General features: G+C 42.0%; 25 protein-coding genes. 8 read left to right on the forward strand and 17 right to left on the reverse strand.

What is annotated here, in order from left to right; genetic code table 11:
• Window positions 1-502: 502 nt before the first annotated feature.
• Window positions 503-2,062: a hypothetical protein gene (locus BUA78_RS00425; RefSeq protein WP_072910308.1), complete on the reverse strand. Its 1,560-nt coding sequence runs from the start codon at window positions 2,060-2,062 to the stop codon at window positions 503-505.
• A gap of 488 nt (window positions 2,063-2,550) precedes the next feature.
• On the opposite strand from BUA78_RS00425, the gene BUA78_RS00430 reads away from it, so the two are divergent.
• Window positions 2,551-2,718, forward strand: a complete 168-nt coding sequence (locus BUA78_RS00430) for an alpha/beta-type small acid-soluble spore protein (RefSeq protein ID WP_072910309.1) — start codon at window positions 2,551-2,553, stop codon at window positions 2,716-2,718.
• 39 nt (window positions 2,719-2,757) lie between these two features.
• Here the strand turns inward: BUA78_RS00430 and surE are convergent, their stop codons facing one another.
• The 8 genes from surE to BUA78_RS00470 form a co-directional block, all read right to left on the reverse strand.
• Window positions 2,758-3,522, reverse strand: coding sequence for a 5'/3'-nucleotidase SurE (surE, locus tag BUA78_RS00435; RefSeq protein ID WP_072910310.1), 765 nt, complete (start codon window positions 3,520-3,522; stop codon window positions 2,758-2,760).
• A gap of 38 nt (window positions 3,523-3,560) precedes the next feature.
• Window positions 3,561-3,743 (reverse strand): YpmA family protein, encoded by a 183-nt coding sequence (locus BUA78_RS00440; RefSeq protein WP_175548938.1) that lies wholly within the window; start codon window positions 3,741-3,743, stop codon window positions 3,561-3,563.
• Between the two features lie 18 nt (window positions 3,744-3,761).
• A complete protein-coding gene (gene folE / locus BUA78_RS00445) occupies window positions 3,762-4,331 on the reverse strand; it encodes a GTP cyclohydrolase I FolE (RefSeq protein ID WP_072910473.1) in 570 nt (189 codons plus the stop codon).
• Window positions 4,332-4,345: 14 nt separating this feature from the next.
• A complete protein-coding gene (locus BUA78_RS00450; protein WP_072910311.1) occupies window positions 4,346-5,089 on the reverse strand; it encodes a 7-carboxy-7-deazaguanine synthase QueE in 744 nt (247 codons plus the stop codon).
• Complete coding sequence (locus tag BUA78_RS00455; protein ID WP_072910312.1) at window positions 5,089-5,652, reverse strand: DUF366 family protein; 564 nt, start codon at window positions 5,650-5,652, stop codon at window positions 5,089-5,091. Before BUA78_RS00455 ends, BUA78_RS00450 begins: the two co-directional genes overlap by 1 nt.
• The gene (gene queC / locus BUA78_RS00460) at window positions 5,646-6,350 is read right to left on the reverse strand and encodes a 7-cyano-7-deazaguanine synthase QueC (RefSeq protein ID WP_072910313.1); all 705 of its coding nucleotides are present in this window, start codon (window positions 6,348-6,350) and stop codon (window positions 5,646-5,648) included. The genes BUA78_RS00455 and queC overlap by 7 nt, the downstream gene beginning before the upstream one ends.
• Window positions 6,343-6,738 (reverse strand): 6-carboxytetrahydropterin synthase QueD, encoded by a 396-nt coding sequence (gene queD / locus BUA78_RS00465; RefSeq protein ID WP_072910314.1) that lies wholly within the window; start codon window positions 6,736-6,738, stop codon window positions 6,343-6,345. Before queD ends, queC begins: the two co-directional genes overlap by 8 nt.
• Before the next feature lie 222 nt (window positions 6,739-6,960).
• Window positions 6,961-7,617, reverse strand: coding sequence for a helix-turn-helix domain-containing protein (locus tag BUA78_RS00470; RefSeq protein ID WP_072910315.1), 657 nt, complete (start codon window positions 7,615-7,617; stop codon window positions 6,961-6,963).
• Window positions 7,618-7,737: 120 nt separating this feature from the next.
• Between BUA78_RS00470 and ytaF the strand changes: the two genes are divergently transcribed.
• Together ytaF and BUA78_RS00480 are read left to right on the forward strand one after the other, a co-directional pair.
• A complete protein-coding gene (gene ytaF / locus BUA78_RS00475; RefSeq protein ID WP_072910316.1) occupies window positions 7,738-8,370 on the forward strand; it encodes a sporulation membrane protein YtaF in 633 nt (210 codons plus the stop codon).
• Window positions 8,371-8,631: 261 nt separating this feature from the next.
• Window positions 8,632-9,210: an undecaprenyl-diphosphatase gene (locus BUA78_RS00480; protein ID WP_072910317.1), complete on the forward strand. Its 579-nt coding sequence runs from the start codon at window positions 8,632-8,634 to the stop codon at window positions 9,208-9,210.
• Between the two features lie 25 nt (window positions 9,211-9,235).
• Here BUA78_RS00480 and BUA78_RS00485 read toward each other — a convergent pair whose 3' ends face one another.
• Window positions 9,236-10,288, reverse strand: coding sequence for a tetratricopeptide repeat protein (locus BUA78_RS00485; RefSeq protein WP_072910318.1), 1,053 nt, complete (start codon window positions 10,286-10,288; stop codon window positions 9,236-9,238).
• A 201-nt stretch (window positions 10,289-10,489) separates the two neighbouring features.
• Here BUA78_RS00485 and BUA78_RS00490 point away from each other — a divergent pair, with 201 nt between their 5' ends.
• Window positions 10,490-10,942, forward strand: a complete 453-nt coding sequence (locus BUA78_RS00490) for a GNAT family N-acetyltransferase (RefSeq protein ID WP_238456671.1) — start codon at window positions 10,490-10,492, stop codon at window positions 10,940-10,942.
• A gap of 30 nt (window positions 10,943-10,972) precedes the next feature.
• Here BUA78_RS00490 and BUA78_RS00495 read toward each other — a convergent pair whose 3' ends face one another.
• Window positions 10,973-11,890, reverse strand: coding sequence for an NAD(P)/FAD-dependent oxidoreductase (locus tag BUA78_RS00495; RefSeq protein WP_072910320.1), 918 nt, complete (start codon window positions 11,888-11,890; stop codon window positions 10,973-10,975).
• Window positions 11,891-12,106: 216 nt separating this feature from the next.
• The gene (locus BUA78_RS00500; RefSeq protein ID WP_072910321.1) at window positions 12,107-12,316 is read right to left on the reverse strand and encodes a cation transporter; all 210 of its coding nucleotides are present in this window, start codon (window positions 12,314-12,316) and stop codon (window positions 12,107-12,109) included.
• Between the two features lie 166 nt (window positions 12,317-12,482).
• Between BUA78_RS00500 and BUA78_RS00505 the strand changes: the two genes are divergently transcribed.
• Window positions 12,483-12,677 (forward strand): LAS seventeen-binding protein 3, encoded by a 195-nt coding sequence (locus tag BUA78_RS00505; protein WP_072910322.1) that lies wholly within the window; start codon window positions 12,483-12,485, stop codon window positions 12,675-12,677.
• 59 nt (window positions 12,678-12,736) lie between these two features.
• Here BUA78_RS00505 and BUA78_RS00510 read toward each other — a convergent pair whose 3' ends face one another.
• Window positions 12,737-13,333, reverse strand: a complete 597-nt coding sequence (locus tag BUA78_RS00510; protein ID WP_072910323.1) for a TatD family nuclease-associated radical SAM protein — start codon at window positions 13,331-13,333, stop codon at window positions 12,737-12,739.
• An 80-nt stretch (window positions 13,334-13,413) separates the two neighbouring features.
• Here BUA78_RS00510 and BUA78_RS00515 point away from each other — a divergent pair, with 80 nt between their 5' ends.
• Window positions 13,414-13,815 carry a TIGR04086 family membrane protein gene (locus tag BUA78_RS00515; RefSeq protein ID WP_072910324.1) on the forward strand — a complete coding sequence of 134 codons (402 nt, stop codon included), beginning with the start codon at window positions 13,414-13,416 and terminating at the stop codon, window positions 13,813-13,815.
• 3 nt (window positions 13,816-13,818) lie between these two features.
• On the opposite strand, the gene BUA78_RS00520 is transcribed toward BUA78_RS00515, so the two are convergent.
• The 3 genes from BUA78_RS00520 to BUA78_RS00530 all read right to left on the reverse strand — a co-directional run bounded on the left by BUA78_RS00520 (window position 13,819) and on the right by BUA78_RS00530 (window position 18,927).
• Complete coding sequence (locus tag BUA78_RS00520; RefSeq protein ID WP_139257206.1) at window positions 13,819-15,063, reverse strand: two-component system sensor histidine kinase NtrB; 1,245 nt, start codon at window positions 15,061-15,063, stop codon at window positions 13,819-13,821.
• A gap of 346 nt (window positions 15,064-15,409) precedes the next feature.
• On the reverse strand, window positions 15,410-15,916 hold the full coding sequence (gene pssA, locus BUA78_RS00525; RefSeq protein WP_072910326.1) for a CDP-diacylglycerol--serine O-phosphatidyltransferase: 507 nt from the start codon (window positions 15,914-15,916) through the stop codon (window positions 15,410-15,412).
• Window positions 15,917-15,999: 83 nt separating this feature from the next.
• On the reverse strand, window positions 16,000-18,927 hold the full coding sequence (locus tag BUA78_RS00530; RefSeq protein WP_238456672.1) for a helicase C-terminal domain-containing protein: 2,928 nt from the start codon (window positions 18,925-18,927) through the stop codon (window positions 16,000-16,002).
• A 237-nt stretch (window positions 18,928-19,164) separates the two neighbouring features.
• On the opposite strand from BUA78_RS00530, the gene BUA78_RS00535 reads away from it, so the two are divergent.
• Window positions 19,165-19,428, forward strand: coding sequence for a hypothetical protein (locus tag BUA78_RS00535; RefSeq protein ID WP_072910328.1), 264 nt, complete (start codon window positions 19,165-19,167; stop codon window positions 19,426-19,428).
• 80 nt (window positions 19,429-19,508) lie between these two features.
• Window positions 19,509-19,943, forward strand: coding sequence for a peptidylprolyl isomerase (locus tag BUA78_RS00540; protein ID WP_072910329.1), 435 nt, complete (start codon window positions 19,509-19,511; stop codon window positions 19,941-19,943).
• A 150-nt stretch (window positions 19,944-20,093) separates the two neighbouring features.
• Here the strand turns inward: BUA78_RS00540 and BUA78_RS00545 are convergent, their stop codons facing one another.
• Entirely contained in the window at window positions 20,094-20,357 is a 264-nt protein-coding gene (locus BUA78_RS00545) for a TIGR04076 family protein (protein ID WP_072910330.1), read from the reverse strand.
• Window positions 20,358-20,491: the final 134 nt, after the last annotated feature.

A 20,491-nucleotide genomic window follows, 5' to 3' on the forward strand; every position in this document is an offset into this window, starting at 1 on the left:
TCTGAAACAATAATCAATGAGTTTTAGTGACTCGGCATATTCAAGAATCTATAAAACTAGAATCTCTTTGGTCTTATTAGCCATTAGAATTTGCATATCAGCATTATTCTGTCACTCATCCTTACCATAGGAAATGACAATTCCATTCTTTATATAAGTAATTTTACAAAAAAATTAAGTATGCTACAACAGCGCAACAAAAATGTAATATAACTGTAACAAGATAGTATAAAACTTCCTCTGTACAGTAGTTTAATTTACTTAAAAAAATAACGCCATAATCTTAGCAAAATATTTTCTTAAAAATTCTCACATACAAGTCTAACGTAAGGACAAAATACCTTTTTATCCTTACAATTTCCTGGTGATTTTTCCCTGAACCTTGTTTTACAGACAGGTTTCGAACTATCTGCTAAATGCAGGTTCTCTACTATGACCACAGATTTTCTCCTAACCTATTGCTCTTTTCTGCCATGTTTATCTCCTCGTCAATAGTCAAATATTAGTAAATTACCCGGAATAGTTTGAATCCTTCAAAGGTTACCTCTTGTTCACACCATTCCTCTCGGCCTGCATACAAATTCGGATACCGGGCATTAAGGGCATCCAGGCTTCCCGCTCCTTCTTCAGGGTTAGGTACCAAAAGATAGGTGATTCCCAATTTATGCGGCTTCTCCAAACTCTCATAAAAATCAGGGCTGGCGGTTACCACTATATTGGACATATTATCTATATTAACAAGAATCTCCCCTGTTCTAAGAGAGTCCATCAATACTTTTTCTTCTTGAAGATTTTCATTGATATACTCGGCAATCCGCCTGCTTTCCGTCGTTTCCATAGAGATATGCTCTTCCACCGATTTTTGAGGATTTTCTAAAGTGCTTAACGTTAAGCCCCACGATACCAACAATGACATCACCAAAATGCCCTGTAATATTAATTTTCTGGTAGGCACTTCCTGGTTGGTCTGGGTAATTTCATAAGGAAGCCACGCCACTGTAATGGGCAATACATAGGAAAAGAAGCGCAGCCAGCCATAAGAAGAACCACTGAGGAGCATTAAATAGTGAAAGAGAATAACTGCCAACACCATGATCAGCAAGACAAAAAAATCATGCTTGAATAAATTTCTCCTTATGCTGCGGACAATAACAAGTCCTGCAAACCCTGGGATGAAAGGAGCACTTTTCTCCCATACCACATTTCTGAATAATTCCCAAGGAGTCTCGACACCTCCGTTGAGTAAACTTGCATAGGCGGAATTAGAATAAGCCGAATTAAGAAAATAAAGTGGATTGCCGGAAATTAACCAGTTGAACATGACCCATAGGAAAACAGCAAACAATAGCGGTGTGTAGAGTACAATAGCGGTGCCTTCTGCATAATAATAGGTCTCCTTGAGTTGCCCTTGGGGAGCAAAGGCTTTAACGGCAGGGCCGAAAAAGATAATGATAAGCACGCCCACCCCTATGGCAGCGGCAAAGGGAATAGCTTCATAACGGCAAAAGAAAGCTAATGCCAAGGCAAAAGCTATCCTCATAATATAGTGGGCAGCACCTTCTTTCATCCACAACACCAGGCAGGAGACAGCATAAATCATGAAAAAGAACGTGAGCCCTTCGCTCATACCATTAAACCCATAAAAAAAGATAAAAGGGTTCGTTGCGTATAGACTAATAATAATGAATGTTAATTTTAGAGAAATGTTCAATTTTAAAAAGGTTTTGAATAAAACGACCACGCTAGCTGCGGCAAATAAAGAGCTGATAATAGCTGCTGCTATGCCATGCGTTACTAAGGGCTTCCAGATCTGAGAAAAAGCTACTAAAGGCAATTGTAGCATACTGGGTAAAGGATTCCATACTAAACCAACTGAGGCAAAGCGGGGTGGTTCTACAAAAAATACATAATATGCATTTGCTGTCCTGGCAAAGGCATCCCCCATTTTTGTATCCAAAAAATAACCATAATAAATCCCAGCAGCCAGTTCCATACTGAAAATAACCATAAAGAGAATGGTTACTGTTTTTCTGCCGGGAGTAAAGTTATGATAGTTTGTCAAAAGATCACTCCTACGAGGATGACGTTTCTGCACTCACCAAAATTACTCTGAAACAATAACCAATGAGCTTTAGTGACTTGGCATACTCAAGAATCTATAAAACTAGAATCTCTTTGGTCTTATTAGCTAGTAGAATCTGCATATCAGTATTGATTATGTCAACTTATCCTTACCATAGGAATGTCAATTCCATTCTTTATATAAGTAATTTTACAAAAAAATTAAGTATGCTACAAATTAAAAATTAAATTTGGTTTTAACGCCAAAATCTTAGTAAAATATTTTCTTAAAAATGCTCACATACTAAGTCTAACGTAAGGACAAAATATATTTTTATCCTTACACTTTCCTGGTGGTTTTCCCTGAACCTTGTTCCGTAGGCAGGTTTCGATGCATATGCCAAATGCAGGTTTCCCGCTATAATCAAAAACGGATGAAGCGGTAAACGAGTAATTTGGTAAAAAATTTTATTAAGGGAGGATTTTATCATGGGAAGAGATAAGGTAATGAACTGGCAAATGAAACACTTTGCAGCAAGGCAGCAAGGCGTTGAGGGTTTAATTGAAGGGGAGCATAGTGACTATGGTAATTTAACTTCCCGCCAATGCGGTAATTTTGTTAAAATCGCTTTAGAAAGAGCCAACCAACTTACCTAAATAAAAAAGCCCTCTAAAATAGAGAGCTTAAACAGAAATCTATGAATGGGTCGGCAACCAGCCGGCCATTTTCTTTTGAAAATTATAATAGGTTAAATCCAAGTGCATGGGAGTGACGGAAATAAAGCCATCCCTAACAGCAGCTACATCCGTTTGCGGGTCATCTTCATCTAAATTATGAGGTTTTCCCACCATCCAAAAATATATATTTCCCCTGGGATCTACTCGCTTGTCAAAGCACTCCACATATCTACGACGAGCTAAACGAGTAATCTTCACCCCTCGGCCATCGTACTGATTGGGTACATTGACATTTAATAAAACCCCTGGTTCCAGAGGGTTAGCCAGCACCAAGGGAACAAGCTCCTTCATAAAAGCTGCTGCTGCTTGGTAATCTAAGTCCTGCCAGTCGGCTAAGGAGACAGCGATGGCTGGTACATGATTGATTACTGCCTCCACTGCTGCAGAAACCGTGCCGGAGTATAATACATCGCTACCCAGATTAGGTCCCAAATTAATACCGGAGACCACTAAATCCGGCGGATTTTCCATTATGGCTTCTAACCCTAATTTGACACAATCTGCTGGTGTACCGTCCACTTTCCATCCTTTGGTCTTATCCGATTTAAAAGGATGAACCTTGGCACGCAGGGGACGGGTTACCGTTATGCCGTGTCCACAGGCACTTCTTTCGCGATCCGGAGCTACTACATATACTTCGTCGGCAATTTCCTCCATGGCCTTTCTTAATTCCCCGATACCATCGGCATAGATACCGTCGTCATTGGAAATAAGTATCCGCATAGGGCCTCCTTAATCTCAATAAATATTGGTTGGCCAGCCTATGTTTCATATATTGAAATGGTCATTTTGCCATCTTTATCTTTGGTTAGGCCAAAAATTACATCTTTTTCTTTCAAGGTTCTGTTAAGATAATCCACTACTTTATACATTTCTGGGTAGGGGGCAAAACTCTTTTGAGCAATTAACTCTAATTTACCCTCTTTCTTATGTTCCAAACTCACAGATTTCTCCTCCACTTTTTATAACTCGCCTTTGGTAATTAGTCTGAGTGCTTCTGCCCGAGAGGATTCATGCTTTTTAAAAATACCCCTCACCGCAGAAGTAACGGTTGTAGCCCCCGGTGATCTGACGCCTCGCATGGACATACATAGATGCTCCGCCTCAACCACGACCATCACACCATAGGGATTAAGCTTTTTCATAATGGCATCGGCAATTTGCTTGGTTAACCTCTCCTGTAGTTGAGGACGACGGGCATAGCCGTTGACTAATCTGGCCAGTTTGGATAAACCCGTTACCTTGCCATTCCTCGGGATGTAACAAACGTGGGCTTTGCCAATAAAGGGAATTAAATGATGTTCACACATACTAAACAGTCGGATATCCTTTACTAGCACCATTTCTTCGTGGTCTTCAGCAAAGATTTTGCCCAGATGTTCTTCCGGGTCCTCTTGTAATCCGGCAAAAATTTCCTGGTACATCTTAGCCACCCGGGCAGGTGTTTCCACTAACCCTTCGCGCTCAGGATCTTCACCAATAGCTTCTAAAATCATACGGACTGCTTGTTCGATCTTTGGTAGGTCAAAAATTGTCATCAACTCCTCTATAGCTGCCCCATCATAAGATGTGTTTGTGGGATCACTCGTACGTTTGCTAAGTGGTCAAGGGCTATTTGTTGTAATTTTAGGATTTGATCAACAGCAGGGATTTGGCAACCACCCTTTGGGGTAACCGGTTGTAACACCAACTCAATGCCTGAATCTACACGGCCAATAAGTTCCGCAGCTCTTTGGATTTCTTTGACAGCCGTCTCTGATGTGATCACGATTTTTACATAAACCTTTCTTTGCGCAGCTACCTGCAAAAAACGATGATGCAGATCCCAGGGTGTTACGATACCCGTGGAACTCTGCAGTTTGATATCCATACTAACAATATCTATAGAATCAATAATATTGGCTAATTTCTCTGGCAAAGTGCCGTTAGTTTCCAGATAAATCCCCTGCCTTGTTCCTTTGATGAAGGGGATTAGCGTAGCTAAAAACTCTGTTTGCAATAAAGGTTCGCCACCGGTAAAGCTGATTGAATGATGCTCCGTTATTTTGTAGCGTTCTTTCAGAATGGCAGATAACGCTTCGGCACTCATTGGATTGGTATGGGTCGTAAAATCCCGTTGGCCGGGTGAATTCTCGATGGTAAAGACTTCGGGCTTTTCATTGCTCGGGGTATCACAAAAGGCACAGGACCAGTTACACCCGGCAAAGCGTATAAAAATTTGTCGACATCCCACATAGGGTCCTTCTCCCTGTACTGAGGAGAAAATTTCCTGCAGGTAGGTCTGTGGCATTAGCCAACCCCCCTAACCTTGCAGCGAGCCAAGCGAATGCTGGTGGTTTCCTGCACATAGGCCTCGGCAATGGCTTGACCAAGGGAAAGAACAGCCGAGTCTGTAACCCCTAGGTCCCAAAGTCCTACTGTTGGCACAGGAGTATTTTGCGAGGAAACATTAAGGCCGGTATGAATCATGGTAGATACCGGACTGGCGGTGGCGATGGAAACAGAAAGTTTATTCCCCTCTAGATACAAGTCGTCTCCTTGGCGGGTAAAGAGGGTGCCAGTTTTTTCCTGCAGTATATCCTTAATGATAGCAATGAATAGTCGCTGTCGTACCACTGTCTTTTCCAGGTCTTGTTCGAAGTGTTCAATAATAAAATGCAGCATATCCTCGCTATAAATGGGAGCATTGGCCCGGACATCTGCTAAATCCACCATTTCCGTGAGATCCACCTGACACTCCCCTCGGAAGAGCACTAGGCTGTCACCTTGTAAGCCATAGTTCCGAAAGGCAAATAATGAACTAAGTTGCCTGCCATCATATTTTAATGACTTCGGCACAGTGTATATCAGCATAAAGAATCCCCCTCCCCTGCTTTAGGCAAAGAAGCTGGCAAATCTACGTTGAGATAACGAAAGGCCCGGATCAGACGCTGGCAGCTTTCACATTTGCCGCACATGGCATCTCCTCCCCGATAGCAACTCCACACCAGTTCCCAGGGTACCCCCAAACGTTGTCCCAACGCAACAATTTCCTTCTTATCCAGCCGAGCCGTATAACTTACCACCTCTACCTGATTAGCCGTAGAATATTTCATGGCAGCAGTAGCTGCCTGGGTAAATTCGGGAGTATTGTCTGGGAAAGTAGCTGCTTCTTCCCGATTAAAGCCTGTTATCACCCGATGACAATGTAAGTTCTCGGCAAAGCAAGCAGCGATATTGACAAACAAACCGTTACGATTAGGCACCCAAACTGCCGCGGCTGTTTGACGGGCTTGCTCATATTGATCCAACGCATCTCCAGAAGGTTCCGGCAGCAGTTGTTCCTGGTTTACCAAAGCTGTGTTGGTGATTCGCTGCAGCCAGGGCAATTCGATGATTTGGTGTGCTATACCATAGTGCTTGGCTAAACGGCCTGCCGCCTCTATTTCTTGCTGTGCAGCCAGTTGGCCGTAATTCACGGTTAGGGCTAGTTTTACGCTTCCTTCGGTAAGGGCATAGGCCAGGTTAACGGTGGAGTCCAACCCTCCAGATAATAATACCACACTACTCACAAGATGAACCCTCCCGATAGGTAGCATAAGCATCCGGTGATTCCCATACAGAGATCTCTTTTAATTTTATCCCCGGCCGCAGCTCCGCCACTGGTTTTGCCAGAGACTGATAAATGTAATAGGACAGGTTTTCCGCAGTGGGATTGAGACCCTCTGGACCAAATCCGGGCAGGTCATTTAAAAAGCTGTGATCTAATTGGTCGATGATGCGGGATAATTGCCTCTTAATATCCTTAAAGTCCACTACCATACCAAGTTGGTCTAAGTCATGACCGCAGACTTTTACCTCAACGGTCCATGTGTGACCGTGCAAACGGGCGCAATCACCGGGATAACCGCAAAGACTATGGGCAGCGGAGAATCTGCTTTTTACTGTCAATTCGTACATGCATCGTCCTCCTTAAAGATAGTATTTCTCCCGGCTCCAAACTTTACTTATTTCTCTTCTATCTCTTATTCCCCTGCCAAAACAATAATTTTTTTAACAAAAATAAAAAACCTGGTCTATGGCGAATACTGATCTACTTAAAACCATCCAGGTTCTCAATTATTTCTATTAAAATTAATACTTTCTGTCTCAACCATAATCTTATAAATCCACATCATTTGGTTACGTATTTTTATCTCTTTGAGCAAGCCTGTTTAAGACAAGTTGTACAGCTATAGCATCGTCTAGATAACCAATTGGAAAAATATAATCGGGAATGATATCTGCTGACAAAATAAAATAGAGTAATGCACTCCCCAGTATGGCGCATTCTTCCGTTGTAATATCCTCTTTAGAAAATAGCACATACATATGTTTTAAGTGATCAATGAATGGTCCCGCGCCACTTACTTGTTCAACTTTAGAATGAAATTTTTCGAAGATGATTTTCTTGCCTTCCTCGGTTAACGCATATTGCTCATACTTGGTTAATTCCTGCTGAACTCGCTCCAAGGAAAATTGTTGATCAAGCAAATTTGCTGGAACAAGAACCCCTTGAATAATATCCATTGTCTCTTGTATTTTCGAATATCGTTCATCCCGCTCTATTCCAAAATCTATACCGGCATCTTTCATTAGCCTTTCTACCGGGACATCAAGATGGACGGCAATTTTTTTTAGGTGATCAGGTTTTGCCCGTTGCTTGCCATTTGCAATACGTGAAATGGTTGCTGTATCAATTCCCGTCAATGTACTAAGTTTACGCATTGATAGCGACCGTTCCTTGAGCAGTCTCTTTAGCAATAAACCAATACTCCGCCCTTTTCCAGCTTCAGACATAGCCCATTCACTCCTTCATCGAATAATGAATAAGGATGTTGAATTTTTTTCAACATCCTTTGCACGATTTCTCAACACTCTCAATAGAATGGCACAAAACTAATGAGGAGTGGTTGTAGAATGACCTGGCTTATTATCTTGGGTTTTGCTCTTGCATCAAGTATTGATAATTTAGGGGTGGGGATATCTTATGGTATCCGTGGCATTCGTATTGGTTTATCCTCTAATTTTCTAGTGGCCATTATTTGTTTTCTTTTTAGTGCAACAGGTATTTTCTTCGGACAATGGCTTTCAAAGGTTTTACCCGGAATATTTCCAATTCTAGCAGGTGCCTTCTTCCTATTCGTAATCGGTATCCGAATTATTTTATTGGCAGCCCCACGCAAACAAAGAATTTCTCAAGAAGTTACTAGTGACGAGAAACCTATCAAGGCCTTTACGGAAATACTGGAATACCCGGAAAAAGCCGATGTCGATAAGTCCGGAGACATTGGATTGGCTGAAGCCATTATTCTAGGAATTGCTCTCTCCGTTAATGCACTCACTAACGGATTAGGTGCAGGTTTACTTGGCTTATCTCCATTTGTCATCTCTTTAGCTGCCGCAATTGGTAGTTTTATAACCGTCTGGGCGGGGGTTGCTTTAGGTGGTAAAGTAGCAGCTATTCGTATTGGCTCTTTCACCATTGGGCAATTCGGAACCATCCTAAGTGGGATACTCTTAGTCGTTATTGCTACAAGTGCGCTGCTTTAGTTGTTGTTCTTAATCTAAGCTTATCTCTTATTTTATGATTCGTGAAGGGTTACTATGACAGAAAATTAGTTTACTGCCTAATTGTTTAATAAATATCGAAATAATTAACATTATTATTAATTCCAAGAGTATGCTCTAAATTTCTTTATTTCCCTTTGTTTTACTTTAGTTGCCTTATCTTCATACAATACGTAATACTGTTAGTTAGCTTACTATTTACTTTTAGAAATAATAAAGAGAGAGGCTGGCAGATGAAGGAAAATGAACTACCAATTATTTAAGGCTATTAACGATTTGGCTGGTGAGTACCCGATACTGGATGGATTCATGGTTTTTGTTTCGCAAAAATCAATATTTTTTTATGCATTGATTTTAATTTTAATGTGGTTTCGCAATGAGCGATATATGCGTATTGTTATTTATGCAGCAATCACTGGCTGTCTGGGGCTGTTTATCAACTTTGTTATTACACAAATATACTTTGAGCCACGGCCATTCGTTGCCCATTCTGTGCATTTATTGATAAAGCACGCGGCAGATGCGTCATTTCCAAGTAACCATACGACGGGTGCCTTTGCTTTGGCGTTAGGGGTGTTCATTCGCCAGCATAAAATAGGTTCCAGATTGCTCTTTGTCGCGATCTTAACGGGAATTTCTCGTATTTTTGTGGGGCATCATTACCCCTTCGATGTACTCGGCAGTGTTATCGTTGCAGGTCTTGCCAGCCTACTGGTTTACAAAGCGTCACCTTTGCTGGAACCAATTATCAGTTTTATTATTCAAACTTACTATCGCATGCCGTTTCTTGCTAAACACAAAACTGTGCAAAAGGACAAGTAATCGTGATCATCGTACAGAAACAGCATTACCCTGCTAACCCCAGAGCCCTGCCATAGCATTCGGCAGCTTCTCTCATCTTGCCCTGTTCGGCTAGCAATTCTCCCCGTAAGCCCCAGGCTTGATGATTATGCGGTTCACCCTCTAAGATCCTACTCACCACATCAAAGGCATCCTCAAGGCGTCCTAATGAAAGAAGACAATGTCCGTAATTCAATAAAAAGGTACTGCACTGAGGTGACAGAGCCACAGCTTGTTGGTAATGCTCCAATGCTTCCTGTGGAGCAGCGGTTTTTTCCAGGCAAATCCCCAGGTTATTGTGCAACGTGGGATCTCCAGGACAAGTGGCAATGACACTGCGATAGCAGTTAACTGCTTCCTCTACCCGACCCAGTACATGATAACAGGAGGCTAGGTTACTTAACAAACCCAGGTCTTGGGGTAGAAACTGTCGAGCCACTTCGTAACAGGACAGGGCTTCATCATAATGATGCAGATGAAATAAAGCATACCCCTTGTTATTTAATAGCTCTGGGGTAGAAAATCCCAGGGCCTGGGCTTGGGAATAGTATTCCAGAGCCTCTTGATGATTCCCTAATTTGCTTAGGGCTAGGCCCGTATTGAATAAAACCGCAGCATTTTGACCGCCCAAAGACATGGCCTGTTCAAAACAAGTTAAAGCCTCTTGAAATCTGTTGTTTTCTAAAAGACACAGGCCGCTGTTATTAAACTGAGAGATTTTATCTTCTGCCGGAGCCTCGGGAATGGTAGAGAGATCTTCTGGATGATCGAAATACGTTTCTTTCTCCCAGAGGTTATTCTTAATTCCACCGTTGGCAGCACGATTCAGCCAATAAATAAAACTCCCCGTTCCGATTCCTGCGGCAGCTTTTTTACAATGCAATGCAGCCCGGTCTATTTGCCCCAGCATTAAAAACACTCGGCTAGCCTGCAAATGTAAGTCTGCCCTGTCTGGCTGATTCTGCAGGGCTTTTTCCAGAAAACGAAGAGCTATTTTACCTGCCCCGGCTACTTCACACAGGGAAGCTATGATCTGAAAAGCATTTATCTTCTTCCGCATCAGTCATCGCTCCTTTTAAATCTACTAGGAACTGTTTCTTGGTACTAATTAACTTTTCCTTCCAGTTATTCCATATTTCGTTTGTCAAATCTCCTGGTGTTTTGACAATATTTTTTAACACGATTATTTTCTCTCAGTAGTTCCTAATTAGCTAAGAGAGTGATATAGTAGAACATAGCAAATGAAAAGGAGTAGATACTGATGGATCTATTGCCTGCTCCTAACACAGAATTAGCATCATTCCAACTTTCTTTGCAAGAACTATTGGGTCACCCTTTGTGCTTTATGAATCATGTACTATTTCCAAATTGTGTGTATCTAACTTCTCTAAATCACAACAACGATCTAGAAGAAGATAATTTTTATTTGATTTATGACCTTAAAAAAGACCGTGGCGGACAGCTTCAGGCAAAAATTTATTTTCTTCAAGTGCCTTTAGGCTGTCGAGGCCAAAAACTAGGTAGCAAAATTTACCTACTCTTAGAACAGTTACTACGGCAAATGGGCTGCCAATCTATCATTCTGGAAGCCAGAGTCAATTCACTAAATCCAAAGGATAATTCTGTAGGTTTTTGGGGTAAGCAAGGTTTTGTGCCGGGTGTTCATTATGCCTTTGATGATGAAAATTTTCCGATGATAAAAAGGTTAATCTAAAAGAGAGAAGGCCCGGGGGCCTTCTCTCTTTTAGACTGTAGCCAATTTTTTGGCCTTATTTTTCAGTTCATCCAAATATTTTACGGCCTGTAAGGCAGCTACCTGCCCCTCACCGGCCGCTTTACTTAATTGGTAAGGCAGCCCGGTACAGTCTCCGGCAGCAAATACCCCTGGGATATTGGTAGCACACTCTCGATTGATAACAATACCTTGGTTGCTAACATTAAGACCAGGTACCAATTGGTCTGGCAAGACTGATTCTCGGATGATAAAGATGCCATCCGCCTTTAATTCCTGATCTTCGAGTTTGACCCCGGTAGACCACATTTCTCCCAGGATAGCCACGGGTTTTCCCGGAATTTGTTTAATCTTTTCAGCTAGACGAATACCCCGGGCATCGTTCTCTTTCACCTGGGAAACTACGATTACTTCTTCGGCAATTTCTGCTAAAAAGTTTGCTTCCTCCAACCCTTCTCGATTGTAGGCTAAAACAATCACCTTTTTCCCTTTATACAGTGGGCCATCGCAGGTAGCACAATAGCTAACACCTCGCCCCAGGTAATCTAGCTCCTTTTCTATAGGCTTCACAGTGTTGACTCCGGTAGCTAAGATAACAGACTTTGTTTGATAAAACGTATCCCTGGATTGCAAGGTAAAACCATCAGCCGCCGGATAAATACCCGTTACTTTGCTGTCCTTAATCTTTAAACCCATTTTCTTAACGTGTGCCAAAAACCTTTGACGTAGTTCATCACCGGTCATTTCGGGTAAACCCAGATAATTATCGATATGCGGTGCATGGTGTAGTTTAGGGCTGCAAAATTCTGAACCAAAGATGCCAACTTTCTTTTTTCGAATAGCAGCGTTAATAGCTGCGGAAAGCCCTGCCGGACCGCAGCCAACAATGGCAATATCATACTCATCCACCAGGTTTATTTCATTGGTCATACCCTTCACCTCTTGTTTATTAGTAACAGTAAGTTTGCTAAACCTTTTCTTTTATGTATCTATAGTAGGTTTCTACATTTTAATAATTCTTATGTTATTAAAATTATTTAATCTTTGCGAAATGATGAGGAGGATCCTGCAAAGAAGAACTCTCATTTTCCCTTTGAAAATGAGAGTTCTTTGACAGCCTGAAACCGCAAAGCAACGGTTTGTTCTTTAATCTACAACGGTATAGCCTTCATCCATTATCGCTTCTTTAATGGTTGCCAGATTGCCGCTGTCATCGGTAGTAATTTTCACTATGTTTTCCGAGGGTATAGCCTCCACCGACTGAACACCAGCTACCTTCTGAACTGCCTTTTCCACGGCCATCTTACAATGATTGCAACTCATGCCTTCCACCTTAAGGGTGATAATGTCTGCCATTTACTCTTCCTCCTTTATAACTACCCCTTATGTTGGGGTATAAATCTCCTAGCTTAAATCTTAATTAATATCCTTTATTAGTCTCTCCCGCTGGCGTATAACAAAACAACTCCAGGCAAAACTAAAAAACAAAATAAAATCTATATTTGACCAAGGAGGATGTCACATGGATAAAGATAGGAAAAATGACTATCAACTCAAAGAAGAAAAGCAGTATGATACAGGTAAAAAATTTGTTTATGAACCAACTGGTTCTGCCACCCGTGTAAATGTTGATGGCAAATGGGAACATGATTTTTATAATACCAATCAGAATAAAGATCGTTCTCAAGGCACCGGAGATAATCCTTTGGCAGAATAACTCTAACCCCTTGGTTCTAAAAACCGAGGGGTTTTTCTATGCACCATAGTAGTCGTAAACTATCCAGTATATTTTCTTAGTCTGAATTCTGCTCCCAGGTTTTTGGCAATACTCCGACAGGCTTCCACATCCACACCGGGCCATTCAACCACTGACAAAATTACTTTAGGAATCACTCCCACACATTTCCGGGCAAAGTCTAACATGGCATAATAGGCCTCTTCCCCTCCTTGGGGATGGCAAAGCTCCATATAGCTGACAGCGTTTTGAGCATTTAAAGATATTGATATCACATCCACCAGGCCAACTAAATCAGAGACAACATTTCTGCCGTAATACTGATTGGCTTGTCCGTTAGTGTTTACCCGAATGGAACGTGCTCCCCGTTCTTTCAAAACGGCTGCTACTTCTTTAACCACGTCCAAACGGCTTAAGGGCTCCCCATAACCACAAAAGACAATTTCCCGGTATTGAGCGGGATTATCTATGGTGTTCAGGATCTCTGCTGCAGTGGGGTCTTTGTCCAACCAAAGATGATAACCAACACCGTTGTCAGTATCTCGGATGCAAAAAGCACAACGATTGGAACAGCGATTGGTAATGTTGAGATATAATGCATCTCCAATTTGATAACATAAGGTAAAAGTATTATCCATCGTCATAACTCCTTAATTCTGTCATAAAATGCAAGCATTATCCATAAAGATATGTTAAATAGTGTAAGGAGGTAAAAAATATGGCACTTCGCGGACCAGAAGCACCCGGAAAACCGGTACTACATTTTTCCTCCATCTGCCGGGGCACCTTGGTTTCTTTGGGACTTTCCTTCTTTTTAAGTACACTGGCCGGACTGGGATATTACTTTACCAGTCTTTCCGAAAACACCATGCCTTGGGCATCAGCCATTATTCTTTTTCTTAGTGTTGCTTCGGGCGGTGCCTATGCTGCTAAAAAAGCAGGCACAAAAGGTTTATTTAACGGCTTAGGAGTAGGAGTAGCAACTTTTTTCATCATCTGGCTCTTGGTAGGTTTCTTTTTACCAAGTCAAGTACTATTAATGGGAGCTTTTGGAAAATTGGTCTTAACTACGGTGGCTGGTAGTTTGGGTGGCACCCTTGGCGTAGGCTTAGCCTCTTAGATTCTAAGAGGCCTTTGTTTTTTTATAATTAACCATCGGTAGCTTTACCGTAAAGGTACTTCCTTTCCCTGTTTCGGTTTTAACGGAAAGTTTACCACCATGGTTATCCACAATTTGGTAACTAACGGGTAACCCCAACCCGGTTCCTTCGGCCCTTGTGGTAAAAAAAGGTAAGAAAATACGCGACATATTTTCTTTGCTAATGCCAACCCCCGTGTCAGTAAAACTAACCTCTACCAGCCCTTGAGATTCTTTATAAACGGCTGCTACCGTTAGGCGCCCCCCTCCAGGCATGGCATAGATAGCATTGGATGCTAAGTGCCAAAATACCTGTTTTACCTGATCTTCATCCAGAACCATTAAAGGTAAATCCTCCTGAAAATATTTATAAAGCGTAATCCCTTTACCAGCAGCTTCTCCTTCTATTAATGACAAAATATAATCTAACATAGCGGGTAAAGAAGCAAAACTTAAATTGGGAGTAGTTCGTCGGGCCAGCAGTAATAACTCCTTAATAATATGGTTAATTTGATCAATTTCTCGTATTATGACGGAAATGTATTCCTTAGCTGGATCCTGGTCAGACAGACGCTGATCCATAATTTGAATCAAACCCCTAACGGAGGTTAAAGGATTGCGAATTTCATGAGCTGTTCCCGCTGCTAATTCTCCTATCATAGTAAGTTTCCCAGATTGACTTATTTGACGACCTAAAAAGGACTGCTCGGAGGTAGGCCAAGCCACAAATATCGCTCCACTGGGTTGTCCGGCTTCATTTAAGAGGCTAATGGAATTTAAATAAAAATACTGAATATCTTCACCATTTTGGTAGGTAAAATAATGTTCTTGATACACTTGACTACCAACTAATGTCTGCGCCAGATAATGCAGTGGGCTATCACTTTCTGAAGAAAATTCCTTGATGTTAACATTAATGTCTAGCCCTATGCCACAGATTTCTCTGGCCTTGCTGTTTATAATGGTAATATTCCCTTCAAGATCCGTAACAATAACCGCAGCATCAATATTATTAAGGAAATCCCTTACAATATGTTTCGTACCATATCTGGACACTGTTTTTGTTTGCCCCACTTTAACCAGGAAACAAGCGGAGGCTCCTACTGCTAATAATATATGCAACCCATACGTTGTTGAAGGTTGAAAATGGAATGTAATGCTAACATAATGAGCAAGGGTAATTGCAACAACCAAAATCCCCACGAAGGTTATCATTTGTTTACGTGTCACTGCTATTACCTGCCCCTCCTGAATTATCAACCATAATTGTTATAATTTGTTAATACGACAAAGATTACAACGATTCCTTCTAAATAGAGATATTGATAAGAATATTGTAATCTTTTTACCAGCAAAATTGTACAAGGCAAGCCAACAGGCCTGCCTTGTAACTAATTCCAAATTTTTAATAACAATGATCGTAAAAAATTGGGAAGCCGTACAAAGTACACGCGCATTCCTATCACCCCTTGTTCATATTTGAATTCTTACTATAGTACGAGTGGGGGGTTTTATTGGTGCATCTGTGTAACAATATGACGACAAAAAGAAAAAAATAACTTAACTCAGAGACTTTTTAGAACTTTGGTATCTTAATTTTGCTTACCATTAAATAAGACAACAGCAGCATAGTCACGGGTAATACCAGAGCCGGCAAATTACCAAGCCCGATGATTAAAAGAGCAACAATACCGCCAGCGACGGTAATAGGTACACCCATAAAGCTACCACTAAAGTTAGTTACATTAAAACGGGCCAAGCGTAACGCACCACACATAACAAAAGCTAAGGAAATGGCTAAGCCCCAATAGCCCCAATCCGAAAGCTTTAGAGCATAGGCTATAACAGCCGGAGCTACCCCAAAAGAAACTAAATCCGCCAGGGAGTCCAGTTCTTTACCGAAGTCCGAAGACACTTGCAATTTCCGGGCTACTTTTCCATCTAAATAATCCATAACTCCTGCTAACAGTATCATTAAGCCACCTTGTATATAGTGCGCATCCAGGGCCAGTACCAAAGCAAATACTCCAAATAATAAATTTCCCAGTGTGAATAAGCTGGGTATGTGTTGACATCCCTTCATCGGGAACCTCCCTATCACTCTATTACTGCTTGCATTACTATATTGTAACATTCTACCCGTCGAAGGGAAAGGGGAATGCCAAATTATTCTTGTTTTTGTGTTAACCAAAATCTTACTTTTTCGGCAGTTTCTTGCCAACTTCCTCTAAAATGTTCTTTTACAGGAAGAGAATTGAAAATTTTTATACCGTACCTTTTTTCGAGCAACCGGCTATCTAACACCACCACCGCCCCTCTGTCCTGGGAATCTCGAATAAGTCTGCCAAAACCCTGTTTAAATTTAATGATGGCCTGGGGTAGTTGGTATTCCGTAAAAGCATTGCGCCCCTGTCGTTTAATGCGTTGAACCTTTGCCTCTAGTACGGGGTGGTTAGGCGGTGCGAAGGGCAGTTTTACGATAATGACACAGGATAGTGAGTTCCCCGGTATATCGACCCCCTCCCAAAAGCTAGCTGCACCAAACAGTACAGTACGGTGTCCTTCCTTAAACTGTTCTACCAAGCGGTTTCTGCTACCATCTAATTCATGCCCCAATAAACAAATATCTTCACCTTCAAAGGGTTCCTTTAATCGTTGATAAACCTCTCTTAAAATACGGTGAGAAGTAAACAACACCAAGGTACGTCCCTGAGCTGCCAGGGAAATATCAAAAACTGCCTGGGCTACTTGATTACAATACTCTTTATCACCGGCAGGGCCAGGTTGAAGCAGGTCTTTAGCAGCACACAATAATGCCTGTTCATTGTAATGAAAGGGAGAGTCCAATAGCTTCTCAATAAGCCTATCAGGAGGAAGCAAATCTAAACCGTTGTTTTTAATAAAATGTTTAAAATGACCATCAACGGCCATGGTGGCAGAGGTTAAGATAACTGGCCTGGGTTCTGAAAGGAGCTTAGCGTGTAATAAGGGACCCACCTCCACCGGGGCTGAGCGTAGTACTACCTCTGCTTGTTCCCCACCACCCTCTACCCAATAGACATAATCGTCCTGGTGATTACGGCAAATCCATTGCAGATTATGGATAATATCTTCCCCGGCGGTGATGCCAGAGAGTAAGTCCCGGACGGTTCCTGGCAAGTCCTCCCGGAAGGCAGACCAATCTGTCAGCCGATCTGCCAGCTGACGCATGATTTGGCTTAAACTCTTTATTTGAAACAATAGGTTTTCCAGCTCACTATCTACAGCTGGTGGCAAGCACTTTACACCATCCAAATTGCCATCAACCCCAAAGCGCAACGAACGACGGCCCTCACCACCGCCGGCGGTACTTTCCAGCCAGCGAAGTACCATCTCAAAGAAACTAATGGCTGTTTCCCGACATCTTTGTCGTATCTCCAAGGACTGATTGAGATTCTTTTCCCAGCTTTCTGGGTCTTCGGTTAAGCTAATCTTTTCTAACTTGGTTAACAGCTTACTAGTAACAGAAAGCCAACGCAACAATTCTACGCGGGAACACTGGCAACCCAAATGCTCTGTGGCACAACTCTCCAGATGATGTGCTTCATCCACGATTAAAGGTCCGTACGTGGGTAGAATGTGGTTATCGGCATTGGCATCACTAAGCAGCAAGGAATGATTGACAATGATTACATCAGCCTGCTCGGCCCGTTTTCTGGCAGCATTATAAAAACAGCTTGCTCCAAAATGACGGCAACGATTCCCCAGACAGCCCTCACTCTCGGAACAAATGCTATACCAATATTCCAATTCCTGATAGGGTATATAAAGCTCACTTTTATCTCCGGTCTTAGTTTCATTTAACCAAACCAGGGTTTTCGTTAAAAAGCTAGCCTCTTCTGGAGTATGTTGAGCTTCATTGATTACGGCTTTCCAACGGCGTAGGCAAAGGTAATTACTGCGTCCCTTTAATAAAGCGGCGTAAGTTTCTATTTCCGGTAGGTTAGCAAGCAGTGGAATATCCTTTTGCCAAAGTTGTTCCTGCAAGGTAATGGTATGCGTGGTTACCAGTACACGCTCCCCATTTTCCCTGGCCCAAAGGATTGCCGGTACTAAATAAGCCAAGGACTTACCGGTACCCGTGCCTGCCTCTACTACTGCCGTTTTCATTTCGTTGAGGGCCTGTACCACTGTTGTGACCATGTCACATTGCTGGGGCCGATGCAAAAACCGAGGCAAGGTGGCAGCCAAGGAACCTCCAGAACCTAAAATCCGCAAACATTCCTCTATAGAAATGGCTTGCCTTTGCTGATGCTGCACACGTTCTCGGACAGGAATTTGGTCTATTTTAACACCGGGATGCTTAGGAGCAATTTTTCTATCGGGAAACTTTTTAATAAGTTCATTACTCAGAGTATGAAAAAATGCATACCAAGGACTACCAGACTGCTTTAATAGTTGACCCATTTGCCAAACCAGTTCCGGTTCAAAACCCTCTAATTGCTCAAGTAGTTTTATCAACAATCTAGCAGAATTTTGCGCATCAGCCAAGGCACGGTGTTGCTGTTCCTGGTCCAGGGCAAAGAGTTTACACAAATCACCCAGGCGATGGTTAGCTGCAGCAGGCAACAAATACCTAGATAATTCTAGGGTATCATAAAGGGGGTTAGGAATTTGGCACTTACAAGCTGAGGCTAAGAAATCTCGGTCAAATTGGACATTGTGACCCACCAGGGGTAAATCACCAATAAATTGCAGAATTTGCTCCTGAACATCGATCAGGTTAGGCGCAGCTTTTAAATCTTCATCCATAATGCCTGTTAAACGTTTTATTCTTACGGGTAGTGGAATACTGGGTTGAAGAAAGGACTGGAACGTCTCTGTCTCTTGACCATCTTCTACCCTAACCAAACCAATTTCTATGATTTCATCGTGCCAACGATCTAGCCCGGTGGTTTCCAAGTCTATCGCCACAAAGGTCAACATCCGTTTATATACCCCCAAATATTTATACCATATCTCAATGAGTGTTTGCGCAAATTGTGCGCCAAAACGCGGCACTTCAGCACCTGCATGGCGCATTTTGAGTGCATCGCGCCGCGAGCGTTTTATCAAACGCCCCCTCAGTCGGGGATTGAACCCACCACTGAGGGGGCGTTTGATAAATTTATTATATCTGCTGACAGGAAGCAGCGAAAGCTATATGATAAATATTGTTAGAAAAACTTGGCTTGCCGGCCTGAGACCTACTAGGTTATGACCTATAGGGTAGGCCAAGTCTTTTATGCATATCGAAGGTTTATCCTCCGATATGCCAATAAAATTGTGCAATTTCGCAAAGGAGGATTCGTCATGCAGGAAGAGTTAAAGCAACTGCAAGATGCTCTTAAGGTTTTAGAGTATTCCCTGGGACCAGCACTGATCAAAGCAGAGGTTCACAAAATAGACGGTTGGAACCCAGAAGGAGCACCAGACCTACATCCCCAGGTTTTGCTGTGGTATAAAGTAAAAGAAGAACTGGCTCTGGCGGAACTCACCGGCACTCTTCCCCGCTCTCAACGCACCGCCGAAGTACTACGCCTAGCTAAATCGATGCAAGTTGAGGATAGATCTTAACGTGATTTGTTTACAATATTTGCCGTATCTTAGTCGTCTATGGTAAAATAATCCTAACTCATGACAAGGAGGTTCTAACTTTGAAAAAAGGTAGTATTGAACTGGAAAACGGTGGTAAGATTGTAATTGAATTTTTCGATGAAGCAGCCCCTGGCACTGTAGCTAACTTTGAAAAACTGGCAAATGAAGGATTTTATAACGGTCTAAACTTCCACCGTGTAATTCCTGGCTTTGTGGCCCAAGGTGGTTGCCCTCACGGCACCGGCACTGGTGGTCCAGGCTACACCATTAAATGTGAAACTGCAGGCAACCCCCATAAGCACGAACGTGGTTCCTTATCCATGGCCCACGCTGGTAAAGATACTGGCGGCAGCCAATTCTTTATTGTTTATGAGCCACAGCCCCATTTAAATGGCGTACATACGGTCTTTGGCAAGGTTGTTGAAGGTATGGAGCATGTTGATCAGATTAAACCAGGCACTAAGATGAAAGAAGTTAAGGTGTGGGAAGAATAAATATTATAAATTATAAAATCCAGCTTATAAGCTGGATTTTATAATTTATAATATTCTATTACGGTTTAATTAACTAACAAATATCTAAAGCTCTTTTAAAAGGACTTCTTGCCAAACTATAAAATTAAGCTAATCAGCTATAGCACTATTTTATACTTTTTCAATTTTAAATACATTAATTACTTTAACATCTGGACAGCAAAATACCCCACTTCCCTCATCTTCTGCCCAGGGAAAACTGCCTCCGTATCTTAAAATATCAATCATCGGAAATAATACATGCATGGCCAGAGGACAGAGTTTGCCTCGGTCTGTATCAAAGTCAAAGACATCACCAATGCGGTGACCTCGGTGACAATTCCCTTCTCCTTTTTTATCGACAACGGAAATTTTGATTTTGGGTCGTCTGCTCATATAAATCCCCTCTTTATGCTTTTACCACTATTATATTTTATATCGTCTGAAAAACAAGGTGACACAAATCACTCTTTAACACATCAAAAATCTATACACTAATAAACTATTCAATGTCGCTTGCTAGTTTAGTA

It is taken from the genome of Desulforamulus aeronauticus DSM 10349 (assembly GCF_900142375.1).
Lineage (GTDB): Bacteria > Bacillota > Desulfotomaculia > Desulfotomaculales > Desulfotomaculaceae > Desulfotomaculum > Desulfotomaculum aeronauticum.

Excerpts from the sequence above, each read along its gene's own strand:
- BUA78_RS00430 (WP_072910309.1), top strand. The coding sequence starts at position 2,551 with ATGGGAAGAGATAAGGTAATGAACTGGCAAATGAAACACTTTGCAGCA.
- surE (WP_072910310.1), bottom strand. The coding sequence starts at position 3,522 with ATGCGGATACTTATTTCCAATGACGACGGTATCTATGCCGATGGTATC.
- BUA78_RS00450 (WP_072910311.1), bottom strand. The coding sequence starts at position 5,089 with ATGCCACAGACCTACCTGCAGGAAATTTTCTCCTCAGTACAGGGAGAA.
- BUA78_RS00455 (WP_072910312.1), bottom strand. The coding sequence starts at position 5,652 with ATGCTGATATACACTGTGCCGAAGTCATTAAAATATGATGGCAGGCAA.
- queD (WP_072910314.1), bottom strand. The coding sequence starts at position 6,738 with ATGTACGAATTGACAGTAAAAAGCAGATTCTCCGCTGCCCATAGTCTT.
- BUA78_RS00470 (WP_072910315.1), bottom strand. The coding sequence starts at position 7,617 with ATGTCTGAAGCTGGAAAAGGGCGGAGTATTGGTTTATTGCTAAAGAGA.
- ytaF (WP_072910316.1), top strand. The coding sequence starts at position 7,738 with ATGACCTGGCTTATTATCTTGGGTTTTGCTCTTGCATCAAGTATTGAT.
- BUA78_RS00480 (WP_072910317.1), top strand. The coding sequence starts at position 8,632 with ATGAACTACCAATTATTTAAGGCTATTAACGATTTGGCTGGTGAGTAC.
- BUA78_RS00485 (WP_072910318.1), bottom strand. The coding sequence starts at position 10,288 with ATGCGGAAGAAGATAAATGCTTTTCAGATCATAGCTTCCCTGTGTGAA.
- BUA78_RS00490 (WP_238456671.1), top strand. The coding sequence starts at position 10,490 with ATGGATCTATTGCCTGCTCCTAACACAGAATTAGCATCATTCCAACTT.
- BUA78_RS00495 (WP_072910320.1), bottom strand. The coding sequence starts at position 11,890 with ATGACCAATGAAATAAACCTGGTGGATGAGTATGATATTGCCATTGTT.
- BUA78_RS00500 (WP_072910321.1), bottom strand. The coding sequence starts at position 12,316 with ATGGCAGACATTATCACCCTTAAGGTGGAAGGCATGAGTTGCAATCAT.
- BUA78_RS00505 (WP_072910322.1), top strand. The coding sequence starts at position 12,483 with ATGGATAAAGATAGGAAAAATGACTATCAACTCAAAGAAGAAAAGCAG.
- BUA78_RS00510 (WP_072910323.1), bottom strand. The coding sequence starts at position 13,333 with ATGGATAATACTTTTACCTTATGTTATCAAATTGGAGATGCATTATAT.
- BUA78_RS00515 (WP_072910324.1), top strand. The coding sequence starts at position 13,414 with ATGGCACTTCGCGGACCAGAAGCACCCGGAAAACCGGTACTACATTTT.
- pssA (WP_072910326.1), bottom strand. The coding sequence starts at position 15,916 with ATGAAGGGATGTCAACACATACCCAGCTTATTCACACTGGGAAATTTA.
- BUA78_RS00535 (WP_072910328.1), top strand. The coding sequence starts at position 19,165 with ATGCAGGAAGAGTTAAAGCAACTGCAAGATGCTCTTAAGGTTTTAGAG.
- BUA78_RS00545 (WP_072910330.1), bottom strand. The coding sequence starts at position 20,357 with ATGAGCAGACGACCCAAAATCAAAATTTCCGTTGTCGATAAAAAAGGA.